Here is a 24,042-nt window from a genome sequence, read left to right as displayed (position 1 = left end):
AGACCGCCTCCCCGGCAAGCAAGCTTGCTGGCAGCCTTCTTCTTTTCCGACTCTTCATCCGGCGCTGCCATCCCCCACTGGGCCCTACCCCCGGCCCCTCGTTCGCGGTCCCCTCTTCCGGAGAGCCGTATGCGCCATGTCGCGAAGTTGACCGCCTGTCTCGCACTGCTGTTGTCGGCGGCGAGCTGGGCGATCGTCCCCCCCCAACAGGGTCCGAGCACCCTCTCGAGCAAGGCCTTCTTCAAGCCCGAGCTCTACATCCCCGTCACCAACGAGCCGCTGCAGGACGTCCAGCAGAAGCTGACGGCCCAAGGCCAGAGCGCGTGGGCGGACTTCTTCGCGCGCAACGGGAAGAACTTCCACGTGTACCTGGATCCGCGCACGGGCGCGGCCACCTCCATCCAGGGCTCCATCCCGATGATTCCGGGCGATGGCGTGGGCAACACCGTGACGCTCAGCAGCCTGCGCCTGGCGCTGGGCCGCGGGGTGAGCCAGGTCACCGAGGCCGTCGTGGGCGACTTGATCGTCAAGTTCGTCTCGGAGAACGCGAAGGCCATCGGCGTGGATCCGCTGCAGTTGGGCGCGCCCAAGGTGACGAAGGTCTCCGAGCACCTGTGGATGGTCCACATTCCGCAGGAAGTTCAAGGCGTGCCCGTGCGTCACGCACGCGTGGCGGCCGTCATCAACCACGGCAACCTCATCCTCCTGGGCACCGAGGCCTGGTCCAACACCTCCATCTCCGCGAAGCCCACGGTGGACCCGCAGCAGGCGATGGCGCTGGCCAGTGAGCGGCTGGGCCTGCTCTCCTCGCCGGGCGCCCTGTGGATGCAGCCCACGCTGGAGATCGCCCCGCTGGCCACGGCCAACACGCAGAACGGCCAGAGCTTCATCGGCACGTTCGGTGCGGGCTACAGCCACCAGCTCGTGTGGACGTACGGCTTCAAGGAGGAGGGCCGCAGCGAGAGCTGGAAGGTGACGGTGGACGCGCAGACGGGCGAGACGCTCGCGCTCGAGGACGACAACAGCTACCTGGACGCCAGCATCACCGGCGGCATCTATCCCTCCACCAACACGGAGATCTGCCCCAACAACGAGACGTGCGGCTCCCTGCAGGCCAACTCGCCCATGCCGTGGGCGAACACGGGCCTGGCCTCGCCCAACAACTTCACGGACGGCGCCGGCATCTACAACTACAGCTCCGGCACGGTCACCACCACGCTGGCCGGCAAGTACGTGAAGATCAGCGACACGTGCGGCGCCGTGAGCTTCAGCTCCGCCACGGGCAACCTGAACCTGAGCGGCGTCAACGGCAACCATGACTGCACCACCGGCGGCGGCGGCGCGGGCAACACCGCGGCGGCGCGCTCCTCCTTCTACGAGCTGAACAAGCTGAAGGAGCAGGCCCGCGGCTGGCTGCCCTCCAACACGTGGCTCCAGGGGCAGCTCACCGCCAACGTCAACATCAACAGCACCTGCAACGCCTACTGGAGCGCTGGCACCGTCAACTTCTACCGCAGTGGCGGTGGCTGCCGGAACACGGGCGAGATCGGCGCCGTGTTCGACCACGAGTGGGGTCACGGCATGGACAACAACGACTCCAACGGCTCGCTGAGCAACTCCAGCGAGGGCTACGCGGACATCGCCGCCATCTACCGCCTGCAGACCTCGTGCGTGGGCCACGGCTTCTTCTGGACGAGCGACAAGGGCTGCGGCCAGACGGCGGACGGCACCGGCTACAACGTGAACGAGAACCAGGTGACCGGGCAGCCCGCGCACTGCGCCACCAACTGCTCGGGCGTGCGCGACGCGGACTGGGCCAAGCACACGGACGGCATCCCGGACACCCCGCAGAACCACGTCTGCCCGCGCTGCAGCTCCAGCACTGGCCCCTGCGGCCGCCAGGTGCACTGCGCCGCCGCGCCCGCGCGTCAGGCCGCGTGGGATCTCGTGTCGCGCGATCTGCGCGGCGCGCCGTACAACTACGACTCCAACACCGCCTTCATCGTCGCCAACAAGGTCTTCTACCAGGGCAGCGGCAACATCGGCACGTGGCACGCCTGTGACTGCACCGCCGGCACCTCGAACGGCTGCGGCGCCACCAACGGCTACATGTCCTGGCTCGCGGCGGATGACGACAACGGCAACCTGAACGACGGCACCCCGCACATGAAGGCCATTTACGCGGCCTTCAACCGCCACAACATCGCATGCTCCACTCCGGCCCCCGTGGACAGCGGCTGCGCCAGCGGCCCCACCGCGGCTCCGTCCGCCACCGCCACCCCGGGCGACGGCCAGGTGACGCTGAACTGGAGCACCACCACGGGCGCCAGCTCCTACTGGGTGATGAAGACGGAGGGCTTCGCGGGCTGCAACTTCGGCAAGGCGAAGATCGCCACCGTCACCGGCACCAGCTACACGGATGGCGAGGTCGCCAACGGCCGCCAGTACTGCTACTCCATCGTTGGCCAGGGCACGAGCGCCGCCTGCTACAGCCAGGCCAGCCAGTGCGTGTGCACCACGCCGAGCTGCGCCTCGCCCAGCACTCCGGCCATCGTCAGCCCGGCGGGCGGCGCCACGGGCGTGCAGTTCGCCGCGGTGCTCGACTGGAGCGACGTGACGGGAGCCACCTACGACGTGCAGGTGGCCAGCGACGCGGGCTTTGCCACGGTGGTGGCCTCGGCCTCGGGCCTCACGGCCAGCACGTGGACGGTGTCCCCGGCCCTCAACGCCAACACCCCCTATTACTGGCGTGTGCGCTCGGCCAACAGCTGCGGCGGCTCCAGCACCTGGTCCTCGGCCAGCGCCTTCACCACGCGCGGCTGCACCACGCTCGCGGCGCCCACCCTGTCCGCCCCTGCCAACGGCGCCACCGGCGTCTCCGCCGCGGCGGACCTGGACTGGACGGACGTGACGGGCGCCACCGCCTACGAGGTGCAGGTGGCCAGCGACTCGGCCTTCGCCTCCGTGGTGGCCTCCAACACGGCGCTGGCGGCCAGCGCCTGGACGGTGTCCCCGGCGCTCAGCGCCAACACCACCTACTACTGGCGGGCGCGCGCCAAGGACACCTGCGGCGCGAGCGCGTACAGCAGCACGTTCAGCTTCACCACGGCGAACATCTGCTCGCCGCAGTTGGCCACCTACAACACCACGCTCAAGGTCCCGAGCTGTACCGCCGCGTGCGGCTGCGACACCGGCACCACGGCCATCAAGGGCCGCGGCACGATGACCAGCGGCAATGAGACCAACCGGCCCAACACCCTGGGCAGCACCTGCGCCGATGGCAACTCCGGCACCTACCAGACGGACGAGAGCCTGGAGCAGCTCACCCTCAAGACCGTGGACCAGGGCAACCTGGCCCCGGGCAAGCAGGTGACGCTGACCGCGAAGGCGCACTGCTACAGCTCCACGGACAAGCTGGACCTGTACTACTCGACCAACCCCACGGCCGCGACGCCGACCTGGACCGCGCTGACCACGGGCCTCTCCTGCCCGACAACGCGTGGCTTCTACACGTTCACCCACACGTTCACCCTGAACGCGACGGCCACCGGCCAGCAGGCCATCCGCGGCAACTTCCGCTTCAGCAGCACCGCGGGCTCCTGCACCACCGGCGGCTATGATGATCGCGACGACCTGGTGTTCACGGTCTCGCCCACCATCGCCCAGGCCACACCTGGCAAGGTGTCCACGCAGGGACGGCGCGCCGCGCGCTAAACTGCACCGGTGTCTTCCCCTCCCGCATGAACCGGGAGGGGGACTTGACACTGACCACTGATCAGGGGGGCTCCCGGGAAGACTCGGGGGCCCCTCGCTGCATTCGGAGACCTGTCATCCTGGAGCCTGCTCCGGCATGTCGAGCCTACTGCCCGTGAAGTCCACTCCCACAGAGCGGCTGCAGGAGACGTCCTCGCTCGACGCCTCGGCCCTGCTGCGCGCGCTCGAGGAGGCGGAGCGGGTCTCGCCCCAGGGGAGCCTCTTCCTGGTGCCTCTGCATGACGACCCGGGGACGATCACTGACTTCGAGTGCCTCTCCGCCAACCCCGCCGCCCACGCCATCCTCGGCCCTCGCGAGGGCAGTCTGGCCGGGCAACGGCTGCGCAAGCTGCTGCCGGGGCGGGACGCGGTGGGCTGGATGGCGGTGCTGTGCGCGGCGGAGGGCTCGGGGCAGCCCATCTCGGCGGAGCTCTCCGTGGCCTATCCGGACAGCCGCGGCGAGGGCTGGCTGTACTGCACAGTGATGAAAGTGCGGCACTTCCTCATCGCCCGCTTCCGGGACATCAGCATCTCCCGGCGCACCGAGGAGGCCCTGCGGCAGACGCGAGACCGCATGGTGGAGATCCTCGAGGGCACGCCCGACGCCTTCTTCACAGTGGATGCGAACTGGAACTTCACCTACGTCAACGTGCACACCGAGGACCTGTCCTCCCAGCCGCGCGAGCAGATGCTGAGCCGGAGCCTCTGGGAGATGATCCCTCGGCTGGCCGCGCCCCCGTATGAGCAGGCGCTCCGCCGGGCCATGGCCCACCGGGTCTCGTACCGCTTCGAGGCGTACCTGCCGCCGGACAACTGGTACGAGGTGCACATCTATCCCTCGGGCCAGGGGCTGTCGGCCTTCTTCCGGGAGATCCGCGATCGCAAGCGCCTGGAAGCGGAGCGGGATGCGCTGCTGGCCCGGGAGCACTCGCTGCGGCTGGAGGCGGAGGCGCTCGCGTACGAGCGAGCGAAGGAGCTGATGGCGGCACGGGAGAAGCTCGTCCAATCGGAGAAGCTGGCGGTGGCGGGCCAGCTCGCGGCGGGCGTGGGGCACGAGATCAACAACCCGCTGTCCTTCGTGATCGGCAACCTGCACTTCGCGCTGGAGGCGCTGGGTTCGCTCACGGGGCCGATTTCGAGCACGGAGGTACTCCAGGAGCCGCTCGAGGCGCTCGAGGAGGCACGGACGGGCGCCGAGCGCATCCGCGGCATCCTGACGGATCTGAAGCGCTTTGCTCGGGCGGACGAGTCCCTGCTGGGGCCGGTGGACGTGCGCGAGGCACTGGACTTCAGCCTGTCCATGGCGATGCCGCACCTGCGCCACCGGGCCCAGGTGGAGAAGCGCTACCACCCCGTGCCGAAGGCGCTGGCCAACGACGCGAAGCTGGGCCAGGTGTTCCTGCACCTGCTGATGAACGCGGCCCAGGCCATCCCCGAGGGCGATGCGGCGAACCACTGGATCACGCTCACCACGAAGATGGAGGATGGGCGGGTGGTGGTGGAGGTGAGCGACACGGGCCGGGGGATGACGCCGGAGGTGCTGGAGCGTGCCTTCGAGCCCTACTTCACCACGAAGTCCATGGGCGAGGGCATGGGGCTGGGGCTCTCCATCTGCCTGGGGCTGGTGCAGAGCATGAAGGGGAACCTGAGCGCCACGAGCAAGCCCGGGGTGGGAACGACGTTCCGGGTGGTGCTGCCGACGAGCATGGCACCCGCGCCAGCGCTGACGCCCGCGCCGATAGCGAAGGTGGCCAGGCGCAGGCGAGTGCTGGTCATCGACGACGAGCCGGGGATGGCTTCGGTGTTCCGGCGCATCATCGGCCGCTCGCACGAGGTGGTGGCGGTGGAGAGCGGCCGCGAGGCGCTGGATCTCCTCGCGAAGGACGAAGCCTTCGATCGCATCTTCTGCGATCTCATGATGGCGGACCTGACGGGAATGGACGTCTACGAGGCGCTGCAGGCCCAACGAAAGGCCTGCCTGGAGCGGTTCGTCTTCATGACGGGCGGCAGCTTCACCGAGAAGGCTCGCACGTTCCTGCAGACAGTGCCGTTCCCACTGATCGACAAGCCCTTCGATCCGCAGCACATCCGAGATCTCGTGGCCCAGGCACCGTCACTGCCCGGGTTCCAGCCCTGAGCGCGGGTGCGCGGCGTCAACCTGCGGTCGTGAAGACGACGGAAGCCGCCGAGCGCTTCGCCGGTCCATGGAACACGGCCTCGATGTTGTTCCCATCGGGATCGAGCACGAAGGCCGCGTAGTAGCCCGGGTGGTACTGGCGCTCGCCAGGGCCTCCATTGTCCTTGCCGCCTGCGGCGACCGCGGCCTTGTGGAAGCGCTGCACGGTCTCGTGATCGGGTGCCTGGAAGGCCAGGTGCATGTTCGTGGTCAGCGGAGTTGTGGCGCTCACGTAGAGCTCATCGGTCCAGAACACGCCTGGACGTTCTCCGCCGAACGGGACGCCCAGCACCTCGAAGATGGCGCGATAGAAGCGCTTGCTCGCCTCGAGATCGCGAACCTTCAGGTGGACGTGGTCGAACAGCCGGCCTCTGTGGAACTCCATGGTGTGCTTCCCCCTATACCGGTCCCCGATGACCGGACGGGGCGCACCCTACTCCAGAGGTTCACGGTGGCGGAGGAGACAGTGCACGCCAGCCCTCGGCGATGGCGATCCCAACGTTCGTCATTAAATCTTGTTTGGCATTCACCACATAGAGGTGCGGCGTCAGGGCCCAGACCTCGCGCACCACGCGGCGGGGCTCCGGAACCGGAGCGCTCAGCTCGGCCTGGAGCAGTGGGACGACCTTGTCGGACAAGCGCAAGGCCGTGTCCATGACGAGGATGGCCAGGTGGGGGCGCAGCGCACGCACGCGCCGGAAGAACGCGGACACCTCATCCTGCGCGAGGTGCTTGGGCGGCGAGGATTTCATCTCCAGGTACAGCAGCCGGCCCTCGGCTGCGGCCACCACGTCGAGATCCCCGCCTACCTCGGGCGCGTGGAACTTCACACCGGCGGCCACATCGAAGCCCAGGCGCCCTCGCAGCTCACGGCCCACGTACCACTCCAGCGTGCCGCCGAAGTTCCGAACCGGATGGAGCAGCCGGTAGCGCCCGTCTTCCTCCCGCGCCGCCATCCGCAGGGAGACCAGATCCTCGGCCATCTCGGTCGCCCGAGGCGCCTCCACGTACTTCGAGGCATCCTCCGGGGAGAAGCTGCCGCGCCTCAGGATGGCGCCTCGCAGGAAGAGGCGGAAGGCATAGTGCCCGAGCCGCTCCGCGATCCGCTCGGTCAGGGCCTCATCCGCGTCCGGTGGGAAGGGCAGATCCAGCGTGGCAAGGCTGGGCTGGAAGCCCCGGCGCACGAGCATGGCCATCACCTCGCTGCTCGGCTGGAGCAGCGTGCGCGACGGCGGCGGGGCCTGGGCCGCGTGGTGTTCCTGGTCCCGGGCGGAGGGTCCTTTGGAGAGGGGCTCGGTCATTTAGTGCGGGAGCAGCTCCACATAGCTGGCGTAGCGGGTCTGGATCTCGGACACGTACTTCACGGGCTCGGAGCCCCGGCAGTAACCATAGCGCGCGCGGCGGTAGTACTCAGGCTTCTCCAGCAGGAGCATGGCCTTCTCCACGTGGCCGAACCACTTGTTGGGGTTCCAGCCCTTTTCTTTGGCGATGCGCCGGGCGTCCTGCACATGGCCATAGCCCGCGTTGTAGGAGGCCAGGGCGAAGCGCAGCCGGTGCTTGAAGGGAATCTCCGGCTCGAACCGGTTCACCAGCCACTGCAGGTACATCACGCCCGCGTGGGTGCCCTCTTCGGGGTCCTCCAGCTTTCGGAACCCGAGCGAGCGGCCCGTGGCGGGCATCACCTGGAAGAGGCCAATGGCACCCACCCAGCTCTTCTGCTTCGGGTTGAAGCGGCTCTCCTGGTAGGCCTGCGCCGCCATCAGCCGCCAGTCCATGCCGTACCGGGACGAGTACGACTGGAAGATCGCGTCATACGGCGACAGGGTGCCGGAGACCTCGGTGCGCTCCACCTTGGCCTCGAAGACGCGGCGCGAGTTCTCGAAGTAGCGCTTGCGCCAGATGTTGTAGTTCGTGCCGCGGTACATCTTCTTCACGAAGCCATCCAGGAAGCCGCGCAGCTTCACGGCGTCCTTGCGCACCGCGAAGGCAATGGCGCGCGAGCCCTCCTTGGCTGCGGGGGTGCCCTCCACCGGGAGCGGGAACGCGGCCTCGAGCCCATCCCGATACGCCTGCTCGGCCGAGAGCAACAGGCTGTCCGCCACCGTGTACGGGATCTCCCCCGAGGCCACCTTCTCGAGCAGTTCCTCGGTCTCCTGCTCTTCGGACTCCTGGATGATCTCGAAGGGGCCATGGGCCTTCTGCAGCGCCTGCAGCGTGGCGTGGTAGCTGGACGAGGCGCGGACGTGGAGCTTCTGGCCCTTCAGCTCCGCGAGCGAGGCCAACTTGGGTCCCTCGGAGCGCTGCACCAGCACCTCGTCCACATAGAGGTAGGGCTTGGAGAAGGCGATCTCAGCGGAGCGCTCGGGCGTGACGGTGAGCGAAGCGGCAATGACGTCCCCCTTCCCCTCCTTCAGCCATGGGATGAGCAGATCGCGCGAGGGCGGCACCACGATCTCCAGCCGCACACCGAGCTGCTCCGCGGCGGCCTTGGCGAGCTCGAAGTCGAAGCCATGCTGCTCGCCCCGGTGCAGGAAGTAGGTGACGGGATTGTTCCGGGTGAGGACGCGCAGCACCCCGCGCTTGCGGATGGCCGGGAGGTCCCCCTTGAAGCTCTCGGAGGCGTACTCGGTGAGGACGTGCTCGGTGACGAAGGAGTCCAGGGCGAGCTTCAGCTCCGGGTTCTCCTGGCGCACGGCCCAGGCGATTTGCCGGCCCTCGGCGATGGGGAACAGCCGCTCCACGTCAGGGTTGTAGGCCTCGATTGCCGCCAGCAAGTGGCTGTCCGCGACGGTGAGCGGACGCTCGCCCCGCGACACCTCGTACACCAGCTCCTCGGGCTCGATGCTCTCTGGCACGGGCTCGATGACGAGGCCCGGCGCCTTGTCCTGGGCCAGCGCCCGCAGGGAGTCCGCGAAAGAAGAGCTCTCCCGCACATGGACGGTGCGGCCCGCGAGCTGCTCAGGCTTCCGGGGCAAGTCCTTCTCCCCCTTCTTGCCGACGACGAACTCACTCACCACGGCCAGCGGGCGGGTGAAGGCGACCTCCTTCGCACGGGCGGGAGTCACCGTCAGATCCGCGGCGATGAGATCGCCCCGCCCCTCTCGCAGCATGGGGATGAGACGATCGAAGCTCGGAGCCTGAATGAACTCCACGGCGAGCCCCTGCTTCTCGGCGAACCGCGTCAGCAGGAGCCGATCCTGCGCCTTGGGCATGCCCTGGCGCGGCAGGAAGTCCTCGTCCGTGCCCTCCACCAGAACCCGGAGCATGCCGGAGGCGCGAATGGCCGCCAGATCCCCCGTGGACTTGAGCGGCTCGGGCTCGGGGATGGGCTGCGCGGAAGGCGGCGGAGGGGCCTCGGGGAAGATCGGATCCTCCGGCTCGGGGGCCGGAGCGGGGGCCGGAACAGCCACGGGGGGTGGTGGCGGCGGCGCGGGGGGCTTGCTCGGCTCACAAGCCAGAACGGACAGGGAGAGCGCGGCGGCGAGCAGCCAGCGCGCGTGGGACGGGTTGAAGCCGAACGAAGACACCAAGAAGAACCCCCTCTACAGAGAGGTTCTTACCGGAATCCAGGGTCCTCTGGGCAGGGGGGGCATGCCCACGCCACACGCGGAGTCCAGGCCCACCGCTCAGAAGGTCAGTCCCAGCCCGAAGTAGGGACCGCCGAGCACGTCCCGGTGGACGATGCCATCCACGAGGCCCGCGTCATCCAGCACCAGCCCCCGGTAGCCGCCTCGAATCACCAACGCGCCCAGGTGCAAAGCCAAGGCGGCGCTCGCATCCACCACCCGGTGAGGGAACGGGGTGAGCGCGAGCCTCGCCTCCACATCGAGCGGCCCCACCACGCAGGCCTCGACCGAGCCCGCGAGGCCCAAACCCACGAAGGAGATATCCGGGGCATTGGCGGTGCTCACGCCCGCCTCGCCGCGCAGCCGGATCCGCTCCTCGGCGATGAACGACCAGGTGAGGTGGGCCATGACCAGGGTGATGGTATCCGTACCAGCGGTCCCGTCATCCGTGGGCAGCTCCAGCCCGGTCAACATGCCGGACACGCCGAACCGGTGACCCTCCAGGCCGAGGAAGAGATCCACTGCGGCGCCACCGCTCATCGGTCCGCCCTGGAGTCCGGAGCGCAGGGACAGCGGAGCCGCGTGACGCTGCTCCTGCACTGTGCCATCTGGCCCGATCTCAGCCGCGAGGGGCGCGCGGTGGGTGCCGACGGTGAAGATGAGCGCGAAGAGGTCAATCACGGCGCCCACGTCCGCTGACGAGGAGTATGAGCTGGAGCCACCGGAGCTGCTGGAGCCCGAGTCATCGTCGTCATCGTCGTCATCATCATCGTCCTCGCCCACGGCGGTGGCGTTGTGGACCTTCTTGTCGTCCGAGGAATCATCCGAGGAGCGCTTACCGAAGCGAGCCTCTGCGGGAATGGCAGTCAGGGCGACCCCGAGGGCAAGCACCCCACAGAGCACGGCACGGGCAGAAGGCATGATTCCACTCCTCATTCAGTCGCAGCGACGCCAGCCGTAGGGCCATCCCGCACCCGGCGTGAAGGCATGCACTCAGAAGTGTCCCCTGCTCCCCGGCGGAAGGCTAGTCTCCCCCCCTCTCTCGGGAGAAGCCATGAACACAGCCGGGATGCTCCAGCGGGCCCTGTGCGGCCTGATCCTCGCGGTAGTGCTCGCGCCGCCTCGCCTCCACGCTCAACAGACAGCCAGGCCGGTCCTCCACGGCAAGCACTGGGTGGCCATCACAGGCAAGCCGCTCGCGGCCACGGCGGGCGCGATGATGTTCCAGAAGGGTGGCAACGCGGTAGACGCCGCCTGCGCGATGCTCGCCGCCACCAGCACCATGTGGGACACGTTGGGCTGGGGTGGAGAGACGCAGGCCCTCATCTACGACCCGCGCACGCGCAAGGTGATCGGGATCAACGCGCTCGGAGTGGCGCCCACGGGTGCGACGGTGGAGTTCTTCCAGAAGAAGGGCATGCGCTACCCGCCCGAGTACGGCCCGCTGGCCGCTGTCACCCCGGGCACGCCCGGCGGCTTGATGGTGATGCTGGCGGAGTACGGGACGCTGTCGCTGCGCGAGGTGCTCGGGCCCGCGCTGCAGATGGCGGACGAGGGCTACCCCATGGAGGCCGGGGGGGTCCGGGACATCGAGCGGCACAAGGAGAAGCTGAAGCAGTGGCGCTACTCGCGCGAGGTGCTGCTCCCGCACCTGGGCGAGGCCCGCGAGGGCCCTCAGCCGGGCGAGGTGTTCGTTCAGAAGGATCTGGCGGCCACGCTGAAGAAGCTGGTGGAGGCGGAGCAGCAAGCGCTCGCGCAGGGCAAGGATCGCAAGCAGGCCATCCTGGCGGCCTACGATCGGTTCTACCGGGGGGACATCGCGCAGGAGCTCGTGCGCGGAGTGCAGGAAGAGGGAGGACTCATCACGCTAGAGGATCTGGCGCGCTGGAAGGTGCAGCTCGAGGAGCCCGTAAAGACGGCCTACAAGGGCATCGAGGTCTACAAGCTCACCTCGTGGGTGCAGGGCCCGGTGCTGCTCCAGGCGCTGAACATCCTGGAGACGCAGGACCTGAAGGCCATGGGCTACAACAGCGCGCGGTACATCCACACGCTGTACCAGGCGATGAACCTGGCGTTCGCGGATCGCGACTTCTACTACGGAGATCCGTACTTCCCACCGGCCGAGCCGCTCCGGGGTTTGCTCTCGAAGGAGTACGCGAAGTCCCGCGCGAAGCTCATCAACTGGGAGAAGAACGACCCGAACGTGAAGCCGGGCGATCCGTACCCGTTCCAGGGCGAGAAGAACCCGTACTTGCAGCTGCTGCAGCAGTGGCCGCCCAAGCCGCCCGCTCCCGAGAAGCCAGCGGCGGGCTCGCAGCAGACGAGCATCGAGGACTTCGAGCGCACCTTCTACGCAGGGACTACGGCCATCCAGGCGGCGGACGAGAAGGGCTGGGTGGTGTCAGTGACGCCGAGCGGTGGGTGGATCCCGGCCGTCATCGCGGGGCGCACGGGGGTGGGGCTGAGCCAGCGCATGCAGAGCTTCGTGATGGATCCGGCAGAGAACCCGTTCAACGTGCTGGAGCCGGGCAAGCGGCCGCGGGCCACGCTGACGCCGAGCCTGGCGCTGAAGAACGGCAAGCCGTTCCTCTCGTTCTCGGTGCAGGGAGGGGACAGCCAGGAGCAGAACCTGCTCCAGTTCTTCCTGAATGTGGTGGAGTTCGGCATGACGGTGCAGGAATCAGCCGAGGCGGCCAACATCACGAGCTTCCAGATGCGCAACTCGTTCGGAGATCACACCCCGAAGCCGGGCAAGCTGGTGCTGCAAGAGCAGGTGCCGCCCTGGGTGCGCTCCGAGCTGAAGCGCATGGGCTATGAGATGACCTTCGAGGCGCGCACCTCGGGCCCAATCCAAGCGATCTACTTCGACCACCCGCACGGCACGCTCTGGGGCGGAGCCAGCAACCACGGCGACGACTACGGCATTGCCTGGTAGACCTCTTTCCCTTTTCTTGGAGAGTCCATGCGTCACGCATTCCACAGCTTGATGATCCTGGCGCTGCTCACCTTCGCGGGCTCCGCAAGGGCGCAGCCGAAGCCACCCGCTGCGCCGGAGAAGAACGAGCGCGCCGAGTACATCCGCTCGCACTACACGAAGTTCGAGTACCTCATCCCAGTGAGGGACGGCGTGCGGCTGTTCACGGCCGTCTACGTCCCGAATGACGCGAGCGCCACGAAGCGCTACCCCATCATCCTGATGCGGACGCCCTACTCGTCCGGACCCTACGGAGCGGAGCGGTACAAGGAGGCGATCGGGCACGGCGAGGCCTTCGAGAAGGAAAGCTTCATCTTCGCGTTCCAGGACGTGCGCGGGACGCACCTGTCCGAGGGCGAGTTCGTCAACATGCGTCCGCACCAGTCCACGAAGCGTGGAGCGAAGGACATCGACGAGAGCACGGACACGTACGATTCGATTGAGTGGATGGTGAAGAACGTGCCCGGCAACAACGGCAAGGTGGGCATGTGGGGCGGGTCCTATCCCGGGTTCTACACGTCGGCGGGAGCCATCGATTCGCACCCGGCGCTCAAGGCCATCTCTCCGCAGGCACCGATCGCGGACTGGTTCTGGGATGACATGCACCGGCACGGCGCCTTCAACCTGGTGCTGGCCTTCAACTTCTTCGCGAGCTTCGGCAAGGCCCGCCCCCAGCCCACGGCAACCCGGGACTGGGACCGCTTCGAGCACGGCACGCCGGACGCCTACCAGTTCTTCATGGAGCTGGGCCCGCTGAGCAACGCCAACGCGCGCCACTTCAAGGGCGGCATCGCCTTCTGGAACGACATCGTTGCGCACCCCAACTACGACGCCTTCTGGCAGTCGCGGAACATCCTGCCGCACCTGCGCAACATCAAGGCGGCGGTGCTCACCGTGGGTGGCTGGTACGACACCGAGGACCTCTACGGCCCGCTGCACACGTACAGCGCGATCGAGAAGCAGAACCCGGGCATCTCCAACAGCCTGATGATGGGCCCCTGGTCGCACAATGGCTGGATCCGCAGCGCGGGCTCTTCGCTGGGTGACGCCGACTTCGGCTATGCCACGAGCGAGGCGTACAAAGCGCTGGCCCTGTCCTTCTTCAAGCACCACCTCAAGGGAGGAGAGAAGCCGGACCTGTCGGACGCCATGGTCTTCGAGACGGGAGCCAACCGCTGGCGCCGCTTCGACACCTGGCCGCCGAAGAACGTGCGCCCTACCCGCCTCTACTTCCAGCCTCAGGAGGTCCTCTCCTTCTCGGCGCCCAGTGGCTCCGGCTCGGCTCTCTTCGACGAGTTCATCAGCGATCCCCACCGCCCGGTCCCCTACACGGCCGAGATCACCCCATTCTGGGCCAAGGACTACATGGCGGAGGATCAGCGCTTCGCCTCGCGCCGGCCTGATGTGCTCGTCTATCAGACCGAGCCGCTCGAGAAGGATCTCACCTTGGCAGGGCCCATCGAGGCGGACCTGTGGGTCTCCACCTCGGGCACCGATGCCGACTGGGTGGTCAAGCTCATCGACGTCAACCCCGGCAAGATGCCCGGCTGGTCTCGCGCCGATGACGAGAGCGGCAAGAAGAACCACGGCAGCCAGCAGACCCTCGTTCGCGGCGAGCCCTTCCGCGGCCGCTTCCGCGACAGCTACTCCGAGCCCAAGCCCTTCAAGCCAGGAGAGCCCACCCGCGTCCACTTCACCATCAACGACGTCTTCCACACCTTCCAGCGTGGCCACCGGGTGATGATCCAGGTCCAGTCCTCTTGGTTCCCGTTCATCGATCGCAACCCGCAGACCTTCGTGCCCAACATCTTCGAGGCCAAGGAGAGCGACTTCATCAAGGCCACGCACCGCGTGTACCGCTCCACCTCGAATCCCAGCTTCGTCCAGGTCAACGTCCTGCCCGCGGCTGACGAGTAACCCCCGAGGCAGCCGCTCACCGGAGGTCTCTACTTCCTGGGCGGCTCCTCTCCAGAGGGAGGCGTGAGCGGCGCCTCGCTCTTGTACGGGCTCCAGGAGAACACCACCTCCTGGCCCGTCGAGTCGTAACCATAGAGGGTGTCGAGGATCTGCTTGGTGCCAGGAGCCGCCTCGGCGGGGCTCACGAGGACGTATCCACGGAATCCACCTCGTTCGAGTCCCTCTTCCACGCGGACCACCTCACTCCACTTCCGCGTGTCGATGTCCACGCCACCATCCCAGTACCGGGTGACCCGCTCCAAGCGGTCCCAGGTGATGTCGGTGGCCACGTCCTTCACCACGACGTTGCTGCGCCGACCCCCATCCGGCTGCTCGCTCCAGCGAGAGACCTCAAGCTCGGCGGGACGAGGACCCTCGCTGGGCGGCGCCCCACGGGTGACCACGAACGCCGTCGCCACCAGCGGCACGCCTCGTGGTGAACGCGCCATGACTCGGACCGTGAAGCTCCGGGTCTCATTCGTTCCGAGCCCCTCCACTGAATAGGAGTGCTCGGCCTGAGGCTCGACAGTCTGCGCGGTCGCGCCGTCACCAAAGTCCCACGTGTATGCAGCGGCCCGCTCACTTCCCGGTGAGATGGTCTGGAACAGAAAAGCCGACTGCCGGCGCTGAGTGACGATCAAGCGCAGGGGCTCAGCGTCCTGGCGTTCACTCGGAGCGCATGAGCGCACATCGATCTCGACCACCCGCTCGGCCAGCAGCCCCACGCGCCGCCCTCCGAGATCCTTGCAGACCTGGAAGTACACGGCGTACTTCCCAGGCTCGGCGGGGGCCGCCCACTGCACCGTCCGCCCGGGATGCAGTTCCGCGTTCCCGTCCCGCGTCAACCAAACCCACCGATGCACTGAGCCCGGCTCGGACACCCCACCGAGCCGCGCAGACAGGCCCATGGGCTCGCCCGCGCAGACCCACGAACGATCCCGATCGATGGCCTCCACCACGGTGCTGGAGACTACGGGCACCAACTCCTCATGAAGGGCCGTGGCCAGCACCTCTCGAGCCTGCACCCCTACGATGGGAGCAGACTTCGCGGCCACAGGAGGCAGGCTCGGAGCAGAAGGCGGCGGAGGCGGAGCCACCTGCGGAGGAGCCTCCACCACGACGCGGGGAGCTGGACTCGGAGCCTCCCCTTCTCTCCGTCTCCACAGCACCCCAGCGAGCACCACCACCGCCGCAGCAGCCACGAGCCCCCAGCGCCGCCGCACGCGAGCCTCTAGAACCCGAAGTCGATCAGGTGCCGGCCGTACCCTTCCGAGTTGGGCCGATACCACTGATCATCCCAGCCCTTGAACGGCGCATCATCGAGGATGCGCTCCGTCTTCCCGTTGAGGACCACCGAGTTGATGAGCTGCACCGTCCTCGAGCCCACGTTGCGCGAGACGAGCCTGTCTGTCGTGTCGAGGAACTGCACGGTGGTGCGGCTGCAGTAGTCCTGGAGCAAGCAGCCCGCGTCGCAGGTGCTCAGGTTGTTGTACGTGGCGTGCTTGTCCTCGGCGACGTAGAGCGTGGGCCACCCGCGGTACCCGTTGCGCGTGTCGCTCGTGTCGTACTCGAGCTGGTTGTACTGGTACCACGCCGACGAGTCACAACTGCTCTTGCGGTGCGCGGACAGATAAGCCCAGTCCAGGTACCAGCGGCCCGCCGAGTAGTGCAGCTCGAACAGCTGGAACTCGGGATCGCCGTCGTGCCCGGTGGTGACGCCCGTGTCGTCGTAGAACGTGTCCAGGTAGAAGATCTGCACCGTGCGCGTGGAGAAGCTCAGGTTCTTCACCGAGTAGTACGGCCGCCGGTCGAAACCGCTCTCGCCACTGTCGAACCACAGCTTCGGCATGAACCAGTACGCCAACTGGTACTCGCAGTCGTCGTTCAGCCCGTCACGGTCCGCATCCGCTCCCGAGCCCCAGCAGTTGTCTCCATAGGAGATCGTGCCCAGCCCATCGGCGCGGGCCACGGACGGCAGCGCCAGGAGCAAGCCCAGCGACACGAAGAGGGTTCTGGCCAAGCGCTGCATTCGGTTCCTCCAGAAGCTGAGAGCGGCCTCGCGCTTTCTCAAGGCGCGAGAACCTAGCCCAATTATCGAACCTGGAGGGTCTGCCGTTGCCGGCCCGCTCCCACACGTTCCGTCGCTCGGAAATTCCACTCGCGGAAGAAAGGAATTCCCCCAAGCTCTGTAATCCTTGCGGAGTGGAAGCCCTGACTCAGTGCATCAACTGGCCTTTTTACAGCAGAAAACCCGTGTCTTTGCGCGGAGTTACGAGGGGCTACGCAAAGTTTTCAGGATTTAGCACTCCCTGTCGTTTTGCATCTGGACGCAACTACAGGGCACGGCCGTACGATGATCTCCATAACCGGTGCTCTGGTGCGAAGCGGGAGGGTGCAGCTATGTGGATCGAGGCGATTATCATGCCCCGTGAGAATGACTCCCGGCCGTACCGCCCCGCGCCTCGGCGCGACCGCCGCGCCGTCTACCAGGCCGGCCGCGAGGAGAGCCTGGAGTTTCGCACGACCGTGTTGAACTACTTGCAGGCGAACCAGCTGATGCACGCCGTGAAGTGGGTGAGCGAGCCCGGCTCGCTTCCCATGGTCACGCTCCGCTGCCACCAGCAGGTGTTGGAGCGCCTGCGCAAGGTTCCTGAGTTCGAGGCCGGTCAGTCCCTGTCGCTCGAGCTGCAGTCCTGAGCGGAGCGGACCCGCAGTCAGCCCCCGCGGGCACCGCTCCCATTTGTTGAACGGCTGAGATCCCGTTTCGGTCTCTTCTTCGCGAACCCCAATGGCGACAAGGGGTTACGCCTCAAGTCCTGAATCTTCCTGGCTTTTCCGGATCTGCAGACCCCTCGGGTTTTGTTCCCTCCTGGCGTTCGGACGCAACCATTCGGCGCCTGAAAACAAGCCCTGCCCCGTGCATCCACGACGACCCTTGCTACTTTCGCTGCGTCAGCAGGCCGGAGGGTGTTCCGCATGTGGATTGAGGCGATCGTCATGCCCCGGGAAGAGGAGACGCCGTACCGTCCTTCTCCGCAGCGGGATCGACGCGCGCTCCACCAGGCCGGTTGCCGGGAAAGTCTCCAGTTCCGGGATTCGCTGGTGCGCTATCTTCAAGCCCAGCAGCTGATGGGCCAGGTGAAGTGGATGAGCGAGCCCGGCTCCCTGCCCATGGTCACGCTGCGCTGCCATGAGCGAGTGCTGGAGCGGCTGCGGCAGGCCCCCGAGTTCGAGGCCGGCCGAACGTTGTCGATGGAACTGCCCTGCTGAGATTCGCTGGAAGCAGGGATTGGGCTGCGTGCGGTGCGGGCTACAGTTAGGTAGAGCCTTGATCCCGCCCCATGTCCACTGCCTCCTTCAAACCGGAGTCCCTGGCCCGTGAACAGGCCGAGCGCCCCCATGCGCCGAGGCGTGCCCTCGAGACGAACCTGACGAGCCTGATGCTCGCCCTGGAGACGCTGGACGAGTGCATCTGGATCTGGAACTGCCCCACCGATGAGCTGCTCGTCACCAGCCGCTGGCGGACGACGCTGGGCTATGCCGAGGGAGAGCTGGGCTCGAGGCTGCAAGACCTGATGGAGCTGCTCCACCCGGACGATCGACCCGCGCTCAGGGAGGGCATGGATGCCCATCTGGCGGGCCACACCCCGCGCTTCGAGCGGGAGGTGCGCCTGCGGCGCAAAGATGGCCAGTGGAGCTGGCAGCTCAGCCGCGCCCGCGTGATCGCTCGGGATGAGCAGGGCCATCCGGTGCGCGTGGTGGGAACCAACGTGGAGATCACCGCCAGCAAGCGCAACGAAGAGCGGATGCGCGCCCTGCTCAGCGCCCTGCCGGATCTCATCTTCCGGCAGCACCGGGACGGCACCTACCTGGACTTCATCGTCAACAAGCCTGACGAGCTGGTCATCTCCCCCCAGTCCCTCATCGGCACCAACATCCGGCAGCTGCCGATGGAGCCATCGCTCATCAACAAGATCGTCCTGCATCTGGAGCGAGCCATCGACCAGGGCACCTTGGAGGTCTTCGAGTACCAGCTGCCGGTGGGTGGCCGGCTCCAGCACTACGAGTCGCGCATCATCCGCAGTGCGCCGGACGAGGCGGTCTGCATCATCCGGAACATCACCGAGCGGAAGCTGGCCGAGGAGCGGCTGCACCAGCAGGAGGAGGAGCTGCGGCGCCACCGCGATCACCTGGAGGAGCTGGTGCAGAGCCGTACCGAGACACTGCTCCAGACGACGCGGGAGCTGGAGGAGCGGCAGGTACAGCTCATCCAGGCGGAGAAGCTGGCCTCCCTAGGGCAAATGGCGGCCGGCGTGGCGCATGAGATCAGCAGCCCGGTGGGCTACGTGCTGAGCAACCTGGCCACGCTTGCCCAGTACGTCTCCACGATCACCCCGCTGCTGGAGCAGCAGAAGGAGCAGTGGAAGAGCACGAACGTGGGCGACATCCTCGAGGATCTGCCCGTCGTCATCGAGGAGTCCCTGGAGGGCGCGCGGCGCATCAAGGAGATCGTCCAGAGCCTGCGCATGTTCGCGCGGGAGGACTCGGGCGAGCTTCAGTTGGCCCAGCTGAACACGGAGCTGGAGTCCACGCTGCGCGTGGTGTGGAACGAGCTCAAATACAAGTGCACGGTGGAACGGGACTTCGGAGAGCTGCCGATGCTGCTCTGCCACCCGAACCAGCTGGCCCAGGTCTTCACCAACCTGCTCGTGAACGCGGCCCAGTCCATCGAGAAGCAGGGTGTCATCCGCATCCGTACGCGGCACGAGGGCAACGAGGTGGTGGTGAGCATCTCGGACACGGGCAAGGGTATGGAGCCGGAGACGCGCGCCAAGCTCTTCACGCCCTTCTTCACCACCAAGCCTCGAGGCCAGGGCACCGGCCTGGGCCTCTCCGTCAGCCAGAGCATCATCTCCCGCCACCACGGCCGCATCGAGGTGGACAGCACCCTTGGGCAGGGCACCACCTTCAGGGTCTACCTGCCCGTCGCCGAGATCTAAGGTGCGCGCCCGGCCTCAGCCCGGCGGCGGGCCCATGGGCCCCATCAACCCCAGCAGCGCCTTGCCCAGGAAGTCGCGGATGACGGGCGCGGACCACGCCATCACCGGCCCGCTCATGGCATCGCGCACGTAGCGCTCCACGGGGCGGCTGCGCAGGTAGCCCGAGCCTCCGGCGATCTCCAGCGCCGCTGTGGTGATGGCCACCGCCGCCTCGTTGGCCACCACCTTGGCCTGCATCTGCAGCACGGGGAAGTCCGGGGCACGCTGGTCCGAGGCAGTGGCCGAGCGCATGGCCAGCGATCGCGCCGCCTCCAGGCGGATGCTCATGTCCGCGATGGCGAACTGAATCCACTGCATCTCCGCGAGCGGCTTGTTCTCTGGAGGCAGCCGGCGCTCCTTCGCGTAGCCGATCGCGAAGCGCATGGCCGCCTCGGCAATTCCAATGGAGATCCACGACAGCCCCCCCGAGATGGCATTGGGCGCGGTGGGATCGATCTTCAGCTCCCGGGACTCCGGCAGCAGCGTGTCCTGGAAGTGCAGGAGCTGGCTGCGTGTGGCCCGCATGCCCATCGGATCCCAAATCTCTTCGACCCGGATGGAGGCATTCTTGTCGATGAGGAAGAAGCGAGGCTGTCCCTCACACAGCGCGCTGGTAATCAGGTACTTCGCGTGCTCGCCGCCGGAGACGAAGCGCTTGGCTCCCGTAAGGCGCCAACCTCCCTCCCCCTTGCGGGCCTGCTGCTGCGGCATGAGGAACTGGTTGCCACTGGTCGGCTCGCCCAGCGCGTTGCCGAACCAAGCGCCGCGGCGGAACTCCGCATCGAAGTGGGCCACCTGCGAGGGCTCCCCCAGAAACCGCAGGACCTCGGCAGCTCCCTGGTGCATCAGCCAGGCCGTGGCAAAGGAGGCATCTCCTTGCGCCAAGAGGCTGATCACCCGCCCGAAGGTCAGCCAGGATGACCCGTCCTGAAGCATCGTATTGAGCGGGGAGCGGACCATGGCCTCCCTCCCCTCTTCGGGGAAGGTGGTGTCCCGATCGTGCCGGGTGGCGTGCTCAGCCAAGAGCGCCTGGAGCCGCTCCGCCTCTTTGAGAAGTTCTGCTTCCGTCATCGCTGTACCTGCCTGCAGAGAGAGACTTTCACCCACCGTGCGCCCCGAACGCCGATGGCTGGAGAGCCTCCCATCCTACCGGCCAAAGGGCCGCTCCGTGTCGAGCAGGCGTGTCCGTTTCTGGGACGGCGAAGTGCGTTTTGGGGACGGTGGTGCCAGGGGGCGCACGTGTTACTCTTCGCGACCTGGACCGAGTTCACCTACCAACTGGCGCCCATCACCACGGGCTATGAGTGGGCCATCGGAACCCCGGAGAATGCGACGGCGATCCGGGATTTTGCTCCCACGGACACGCCCATGCGCTCCACGGCCACGGGGCTGAACCTGCGGGTCGGCCAGAAATACCTCGTCACCGTCCGAGCCTCGAACCCAGTGGGCCTCACCCAGGGTGCTCAATCCAGCGGTGTGGTGGTCACGCTCCCGGACGGTGGAGTGGTCGAGCCCGACGGCGGTACGGGCGAACCGGATGGCGGCCCGGGTAGCCCTGACGCCGGTGAGGGCGAACCGGACGGTGGCGCCGTCAATCCAGATGGCGGCCCGAGTGAGCCACCGGATGGTGGCACCGGTGACGGCCAGGGCGGCGACAAGGAATCGCCGCTGGGCTGGGGCTGTGCAGCAGCGGGCGGAGCAGGGCTACCGCTGCTGCTCGGACTGATCGCCTTCGTGCTCCTGGGACGCAGGCAGGAGCAGGCGCCGCGCTGAACTCAGGCGTGGACGACGATCGTCTTCCAGGCCAGCAGCGCTCCGTCGTCCATCTTCTGCGTCTGGAAGTAGTAGTCGGTCAGCCCGCTCTGGCGCAGCACGTTGTCGTTCACGTTGGTGGTGTCCTTGGCGCCACGCGAGCTGTAGAGCGTCTGCGTCGAGATGATCTCGTTGTTGAGCGCGTCTTCGAAGAACAGCTGCGAGGTGAGGTACTCCGTCCCGCCCACGCGAACCGTGAAGTGGATATGGATGGTGCGGCTGCTGTACCAACCCGGGAAGCAGGTGTCGAAGTCGACACGCCCATTGGCGTCCGTCGCGCGGATGCCTCGGAACCAGCGCGAGGCGCGCGCCGCGGCATTGCCGTTGGTGCACATGTTGGACGCGTCGCTGCCCGAGTACAGGCCTGCTGGGTTGGTGTGCCACACGTCGACGGTCGCTCCCGGCACCGGCTGGCAGGACGGGTTGACGATCAAGAAGGCCAGCCGCACGGGAAGGCCCGGCTGCGCCTCGCTGATGTCCTTGCGATCCACGGTGGCTGCGTAGCAGGGCCCCAGCGTGGCGGCCTTGTAGACGGTACAGGCGCTCCCAATGCCCGAGGCGAACGGGTCCGGATAGTTGCCTGACATCGCGGCGGTGCCGCCCGTGGCCCAGGTTCCGTTGCCCTTGCCACCACCATCATCCGTGCCACTGCCATCGTCCGTGCCACCACCACACGCGAGCAGCTGCGCGAATGGCGCCATGGCCAACGCAATCCCCACGCCCCGGATCAACGTCCGCCGAGGCAACAACAACCCCACAGGCTTCTTTTCGTCGTGCTTCACGCAGTCCTCCATGCCCAGCGCCAGCTCCTCGCTGTCAGGCCATGGCGTCAGCCTCGGTGACAGGTCTTAAGCAGGCATGACTCGCGGATGACGAAATATGAATGAGGCTCGGCAGTTCCTCAGGCAGGCAGCTTGCCCGCGACACCCACGCTGGGCTCCTCTCCGGGCACGGTTCGCTTGAGAGCCATGATGGCCAGGGCCGTGACCACCGTGCCCGCGAGGATGGCGAGCCCGAACGGCAGCAGCGGCGTGACGGCTCCGGGGATGGCCAACACGAAGATCCCTCCATGGGGCGCGCGCAGGTTCACCGAGAACACCATGGAGAGGCTCCCCGCCACGGCCGAGCCGAGCACCAGGCACGGGATGACGCGAAGCGGATCCTTGGCGGCGAAGGGAATAGCCCCCTCGGTGATGAAGGCCAGTCCGAGCACAGCCGCAGCCCCGCCCGCCTCGCGCTCTTGCAGGGTGAAGCGCTTGGGGGCCAGCCGCGTCGCCAGCGCCAGCCCCAGCGGAGGCGTCATGCCGGCCGCCATCACCGCCGCCATGGGGGTATAGGTGTTGCTGGCCAGCAGCCCGACGGAGAACGCGTAGGCGGCCTTGTTGAGCGGCCCGCCCATGTCCAGCGCCATCATCCCGCCCAGCAGCGCACCCAGGAGCACCGCGTTGGCGCCGCTCAGTCCCTGGAGGAAGTTCGTCAGCGCGTCCATGAGGAAGGCCACCGGCGTGCCGATGACGTAGATCATCACCAGCCCCACCACGAGCGTGGACAGGAGCGGGAGGATGAGGACGGGCTTCAGTCCCTCGAGGTTCCGCGGCAGCTTGATGAAGTCCCGCAGCCACCGGGCGAGGTAGCCGGCCAGAAAGCCCGCGAGGATGCCGCCCAGGAAACCCGCCTTGAGCTGCACCGCCAGCATCCCGCCCACGAGCCCCGGAGTCAGGCCCGGCCGATCCGCGATGGAGAAGGCGACATAGCCGGCCAGCACAGGGACCATCAGCGCGAAGGCGGCCTGGCCACTCTGCATCAGAGCCTCGGCGAGCGAGCCCTTCTCTTGCGCGGCCTGGATCCCAAAGACGAACGAGAGCGCAATGAGGAGGCCGCCCGCGACCACCATGGGCAGCATGAAGGACACGCCTGTCAGCAGGTGCTTGTAGGGACCGGTCTCCTGGCCCTTGCGCACGGTCTTGGCGGCGGCGACCTGCTCGGAGAGCGCGGGGCCTCCTTGCGGCATGGGCAGGGCCAGGGCCTCGGCGATCACCGCCTTGGGCCGCTTCAGCGCATCACCGACCGAGGTCCGCAGCAGGCGCTTGCCGGTGAAGCGCTCCAGCGTCACGTGCGTGTCAGCGCCGATGATGACGGCCTCGGCCTCGGCGATCTCCTCGTCCGTCAGCGTGTTCTTCGCGCCCACCGAGCCCTGCGTCTCCACCTTGATGTCGTAGCCCGCATCCGCAGCCGCCTTCTTCAAGGCTTCGGCAGCCATGAAAGTGTGGGCGATGCCGGTGGGACACGCGGTGATGGCCACCAGCTTCCCGCGCCGCGCCGGAGCTCCCGAGGTAGCCGCCGTGGGTGTCACGACCACGGGAGTGGAGACCGGTGGGGTGGCAGCCAGTGACGCGCCGGGGGCCAGGGCGGAGCCTCCAGCCGCAGCGACACGGGCCGCTTCCAGCGCGGCGGCGATGACGGCATCGGTCTCGCGGATGGCCACAGCGGTCGAGGTGCGGTGGATGGGCTTGCCCGCGAACCGGCCGGTGTCGACCTGGATGTCGGCGGCGATGATGACCGCATCTGCCTCGGCCAGGGCGCGCTCCGACAGCGGTGCCTTCACACCCTCCGAGCCCTGAGTCTCGACCTCGATCGAGTGGCCGCGCGTCGTGGCGACTTTCCTCAGGGCCTCGGCGGCCATGAGCGTATGGGCAATGCCGGTGGGACAGGCGGTGACCGCGACGAGCTTGGCCATCGAAGCTTCTCCTTCTCCTAACGACGCGT

Annotated in this window: 17 protein-coding genes; 8 read left to right on the top strand and 9 right to left on the bottom strand. The window is 67.3% G+C overall.

Annotated features, from left to right (window positions below):
- The first annotated feature begins 129 nt into the window (after positions 1-129).
- Positions 130-3,714, top strand: a complete 3,585-nt coding sequence (locus tag DB31_RS30710; RefSeq protein WP_044193937.1) for a fibronectin type III domain-containing protein — start codon at positions 130-132, stop codon at positions 3,712-3,714.
- Positions 3,715-3,850: 136 nt separating this feature from the next.
- Positions 3,851-5,890, top strand: a complete 2,040-nt coding sequence (locus tag DB31_RS30705; RefSeq protein WP_083968850.1) for a hybrid sensor histidine kinase/response regulator — start codon at positions 3,851-3,853, stop codon at positions 5,888-5,890.
- A gap of 16 nt (positions 5,891-5,906) precedes the next feature.
- Here the strand turns inward: DB31_RS30705 and DB31_RS30700 are convergent, their stop codons facing one another.
- The 4 genes from DB31_RS30700 to DB31_RS30685 all read right to left on the bottom strand — a co-directional run bounded on the left by DB31_RS30700 (position 5,907) and on the right by DB31_RS30685 (position 10,416).
- A complete protein-coding gene (locus DB31_RS30700; protein ID WP_044193935.1) occupies positions 5,907-6,314 on the bottom strand; it encodes a VOC family protein in 408 nt (135 codons plus the stop codon).
- 61 nt (positions 6,315-6,375) lie between these two features.
- Complete coding sequence (locus tag DB31_RS30695; RefSeq protein ID WP_044193933.1) at positions 6,376-7,230, bottom strand: hypothetical protein; 855 nt, start codon at positions 7,228-7,230, stop codon at positions 6,376-6,378.
- Positions 7,231-9,456, bottom strand: coding sequence for an MltF family protein (locus tag DB31_RS30690; RefSeq protein WP_044194100.1), 2,226 nt, complete (start codon positions 9,454-9,456; stop codon positions 7,231-7,233).
- A gap of 99 nt (positions 9,457-9,555) precedes the next feature.
- Positions 9,556-10,416 carry a hypothetical protein gene (locus DB31_RS30685; protein WP_044193931.1) on the bottom strand — a complete coding sequence of 287 codons (861 nt, stop codon included), beginning with the start codon at positions 10,414-10,416 and terminating at the stop codon, positions 9,556-9,558.
- Positions 10,417-10,549: 133 nt separating this feature from the next.
- On the opposite strand from DB31_RS30685, the gene DB31_RS30680 reads away from it, so the two are divergent.
- Both DB31_RS30680 and DB31_RS30675 read left to right on the top strand, forming a co-directional pair.
- Positions 10,550-12,430: a gamma-glutamyltransferase family protein gene (locus tag DB31_RS30680; protein WP_044193929.1), complete on the top strand. Its 1,881-nt coding sequence runs from the start codon at positions 10,550-10,552 to the stop codon at positions 12,428-12,430.
- A gap of 27 nt (positions 12,431-12,457) precedes the next feature.
- Positions 12,458-14,386: a CocE/NonD family hydrolase gene (locus DB31_RS30675; protein WP_044193927.1), complete on the top strand. Its 1,929-nt coding sequence runs from the start codon at positions 12,458-12,460 to the stop codon at positions 14,384-14,386.
- 29 nt (positions 14,387-14,415) lie between these two features.
- Here the strand turns inward: DB31_RS30675 and DB31_RS30670 are convergent, their stop codons facing one another.
- Both DB31_RS30670 and DB31_RS30665 read right to left on the bottom strand, forming a co-directional pair.
- Positions 14,416-15,648 carry a PKD domain-containing protein gene (locus DB31_RS30670; protein WP_157232246.1) on the bottom strand — a complete coding sequence of 411 codons (1,233 nt, stop codon included), beginning with the start codon at positions 15,646-15,648 and terminating at the stop codon, positions 14,416-14,418.
- A gap of 8 nt (positions 15,649-15,656) precedes the next feature.
- Positions 15,657-16,454: a hypothetical protein gene (locus DB31_RS30665; protein ID WP_044193925.1), complete on the bottom strand. Its 798-nt coding sequence runs from the start codon at positions 16,452-16,454 to the stop codon at positions 15,657-15,659.
- Positions 16,455-16,846: 392 nt separating this feature from the next.
- Here DB31_RS30665 and DB31_RS30660 point away from each other — a divergent pair, with 392 nt between their 5' ends.
- The 3 genes from DB31_RS30660 (at position 16,847) to DB31_RS47085 (ending at position 19,425) form a co-directional block, all read left to right on the top strand.
- A complete protein-coding gene (locus DB31_RS30660; RefSeq protein WP_240486966.1) occupies positions 16,847-17,122 on the top strand; it encodes a hypothetical protein in 276 nt (91 codons plus the stop codon).
- Between the two features lie 279 nt (positions 17,123-17,401).
- Positions 17,402-17,695, top strand: a complete 294-nt coding sequence (locus DB31_RS30655; protein WP_044193921.1) for a hypothetical protein — start codon at positions 17,402-17,404, stop codon at positions 17,693-17,695.
- A 71-nt stretch (positions 17,696-17,766) separates the two neighbouring features.
- Positions 17,767-19,425 carry a PAS domain-containing sensor histidine kinase gene (locus DB31_RS47085; RefSeq protein ID WP_052420365.1) on the top strand — a complete coding sequence of 553 codons (1,659 nt, stop codon included), beginning with the start codon at positions 17,767-17,769 and terminating at the stop codon, positions 19,423-19,425.
- Positions 19,426-19,440: 15 nt separating this feature from the next.
- Here DB31_RS47085 and DB31_RS30645 read toward each other — a convergent pair whose 3' ends face one another.
- On the bottom strand, positions 19,441-20,535 hold the full coding sequence (locus tag DB31_RS30645; RefSeq protein ID WP_044193919.1) for an acyl-CoA dehydrogenase family protein: 1,095 nt from the start codon (positions 20,533-20,535) through the stop codon (positions 19,441-19,443).
- A gap of 168 nt (positions 20,536-20,703) precedes the next feature.
- On the opposite strand from DB31_RS30645, the gene DB31_RS30640 reads away from it, so the two are divergent.
- Positions 20,704-21,237 (top strand): hypothetical protein, encoded by a 534-nt coding sequence (locus tag DB31_RS30640; RefSeq protein ID WP_044193917.1) that lies wholly within the window; start codon positions 20,704-20,706, stop codon positions 21,235-21,237.
- A gap of 2 nt (positions 21,238-21,239) precedes the next feature.
- Here DB31_RS30640 and DB31_RS30635 read toward each other — a convergent pair whose 3' ends face one another.
- Positions 21,240-22,058, bottom strand: coding sequence for a dioxygenase family protein (locus tag DB31_RS30635; protein WP_044194093.1), 819 nt, complete (start codon positions 22,056-22,058; stop codon positions 21,240-21,242).
- A 119-nt stretch (positions 22,059-22,177) separates the two neighbouring features.
- Complete coding sequence (locus DB31_RS30630; RefSeq protein WP_044193915.1) at positions 22,178-24,013, bottom strand: PTS fructose-like transporter subunit IIB; 1,836 nt, start codon at positions 24,011-24,013, stop codon at positions 22,178-22,180.
- Positions 24,014-24,042 lie beyond the last annotated feature (29 nt).

Source organism: Hyalangium minutum, assembly GCF_000737315.1.
Lineage (GTDB): Bacteria > Myxococcota > Myxococcia > Myxococcales > Myxococcaceae > Hyalangium > Hyalangium minutum.
The sequence above is the reverse complement of the archived record's forward strand: the minus strand, read 5'-3'. Positions and strand labels throughout refer to the sequence as shown.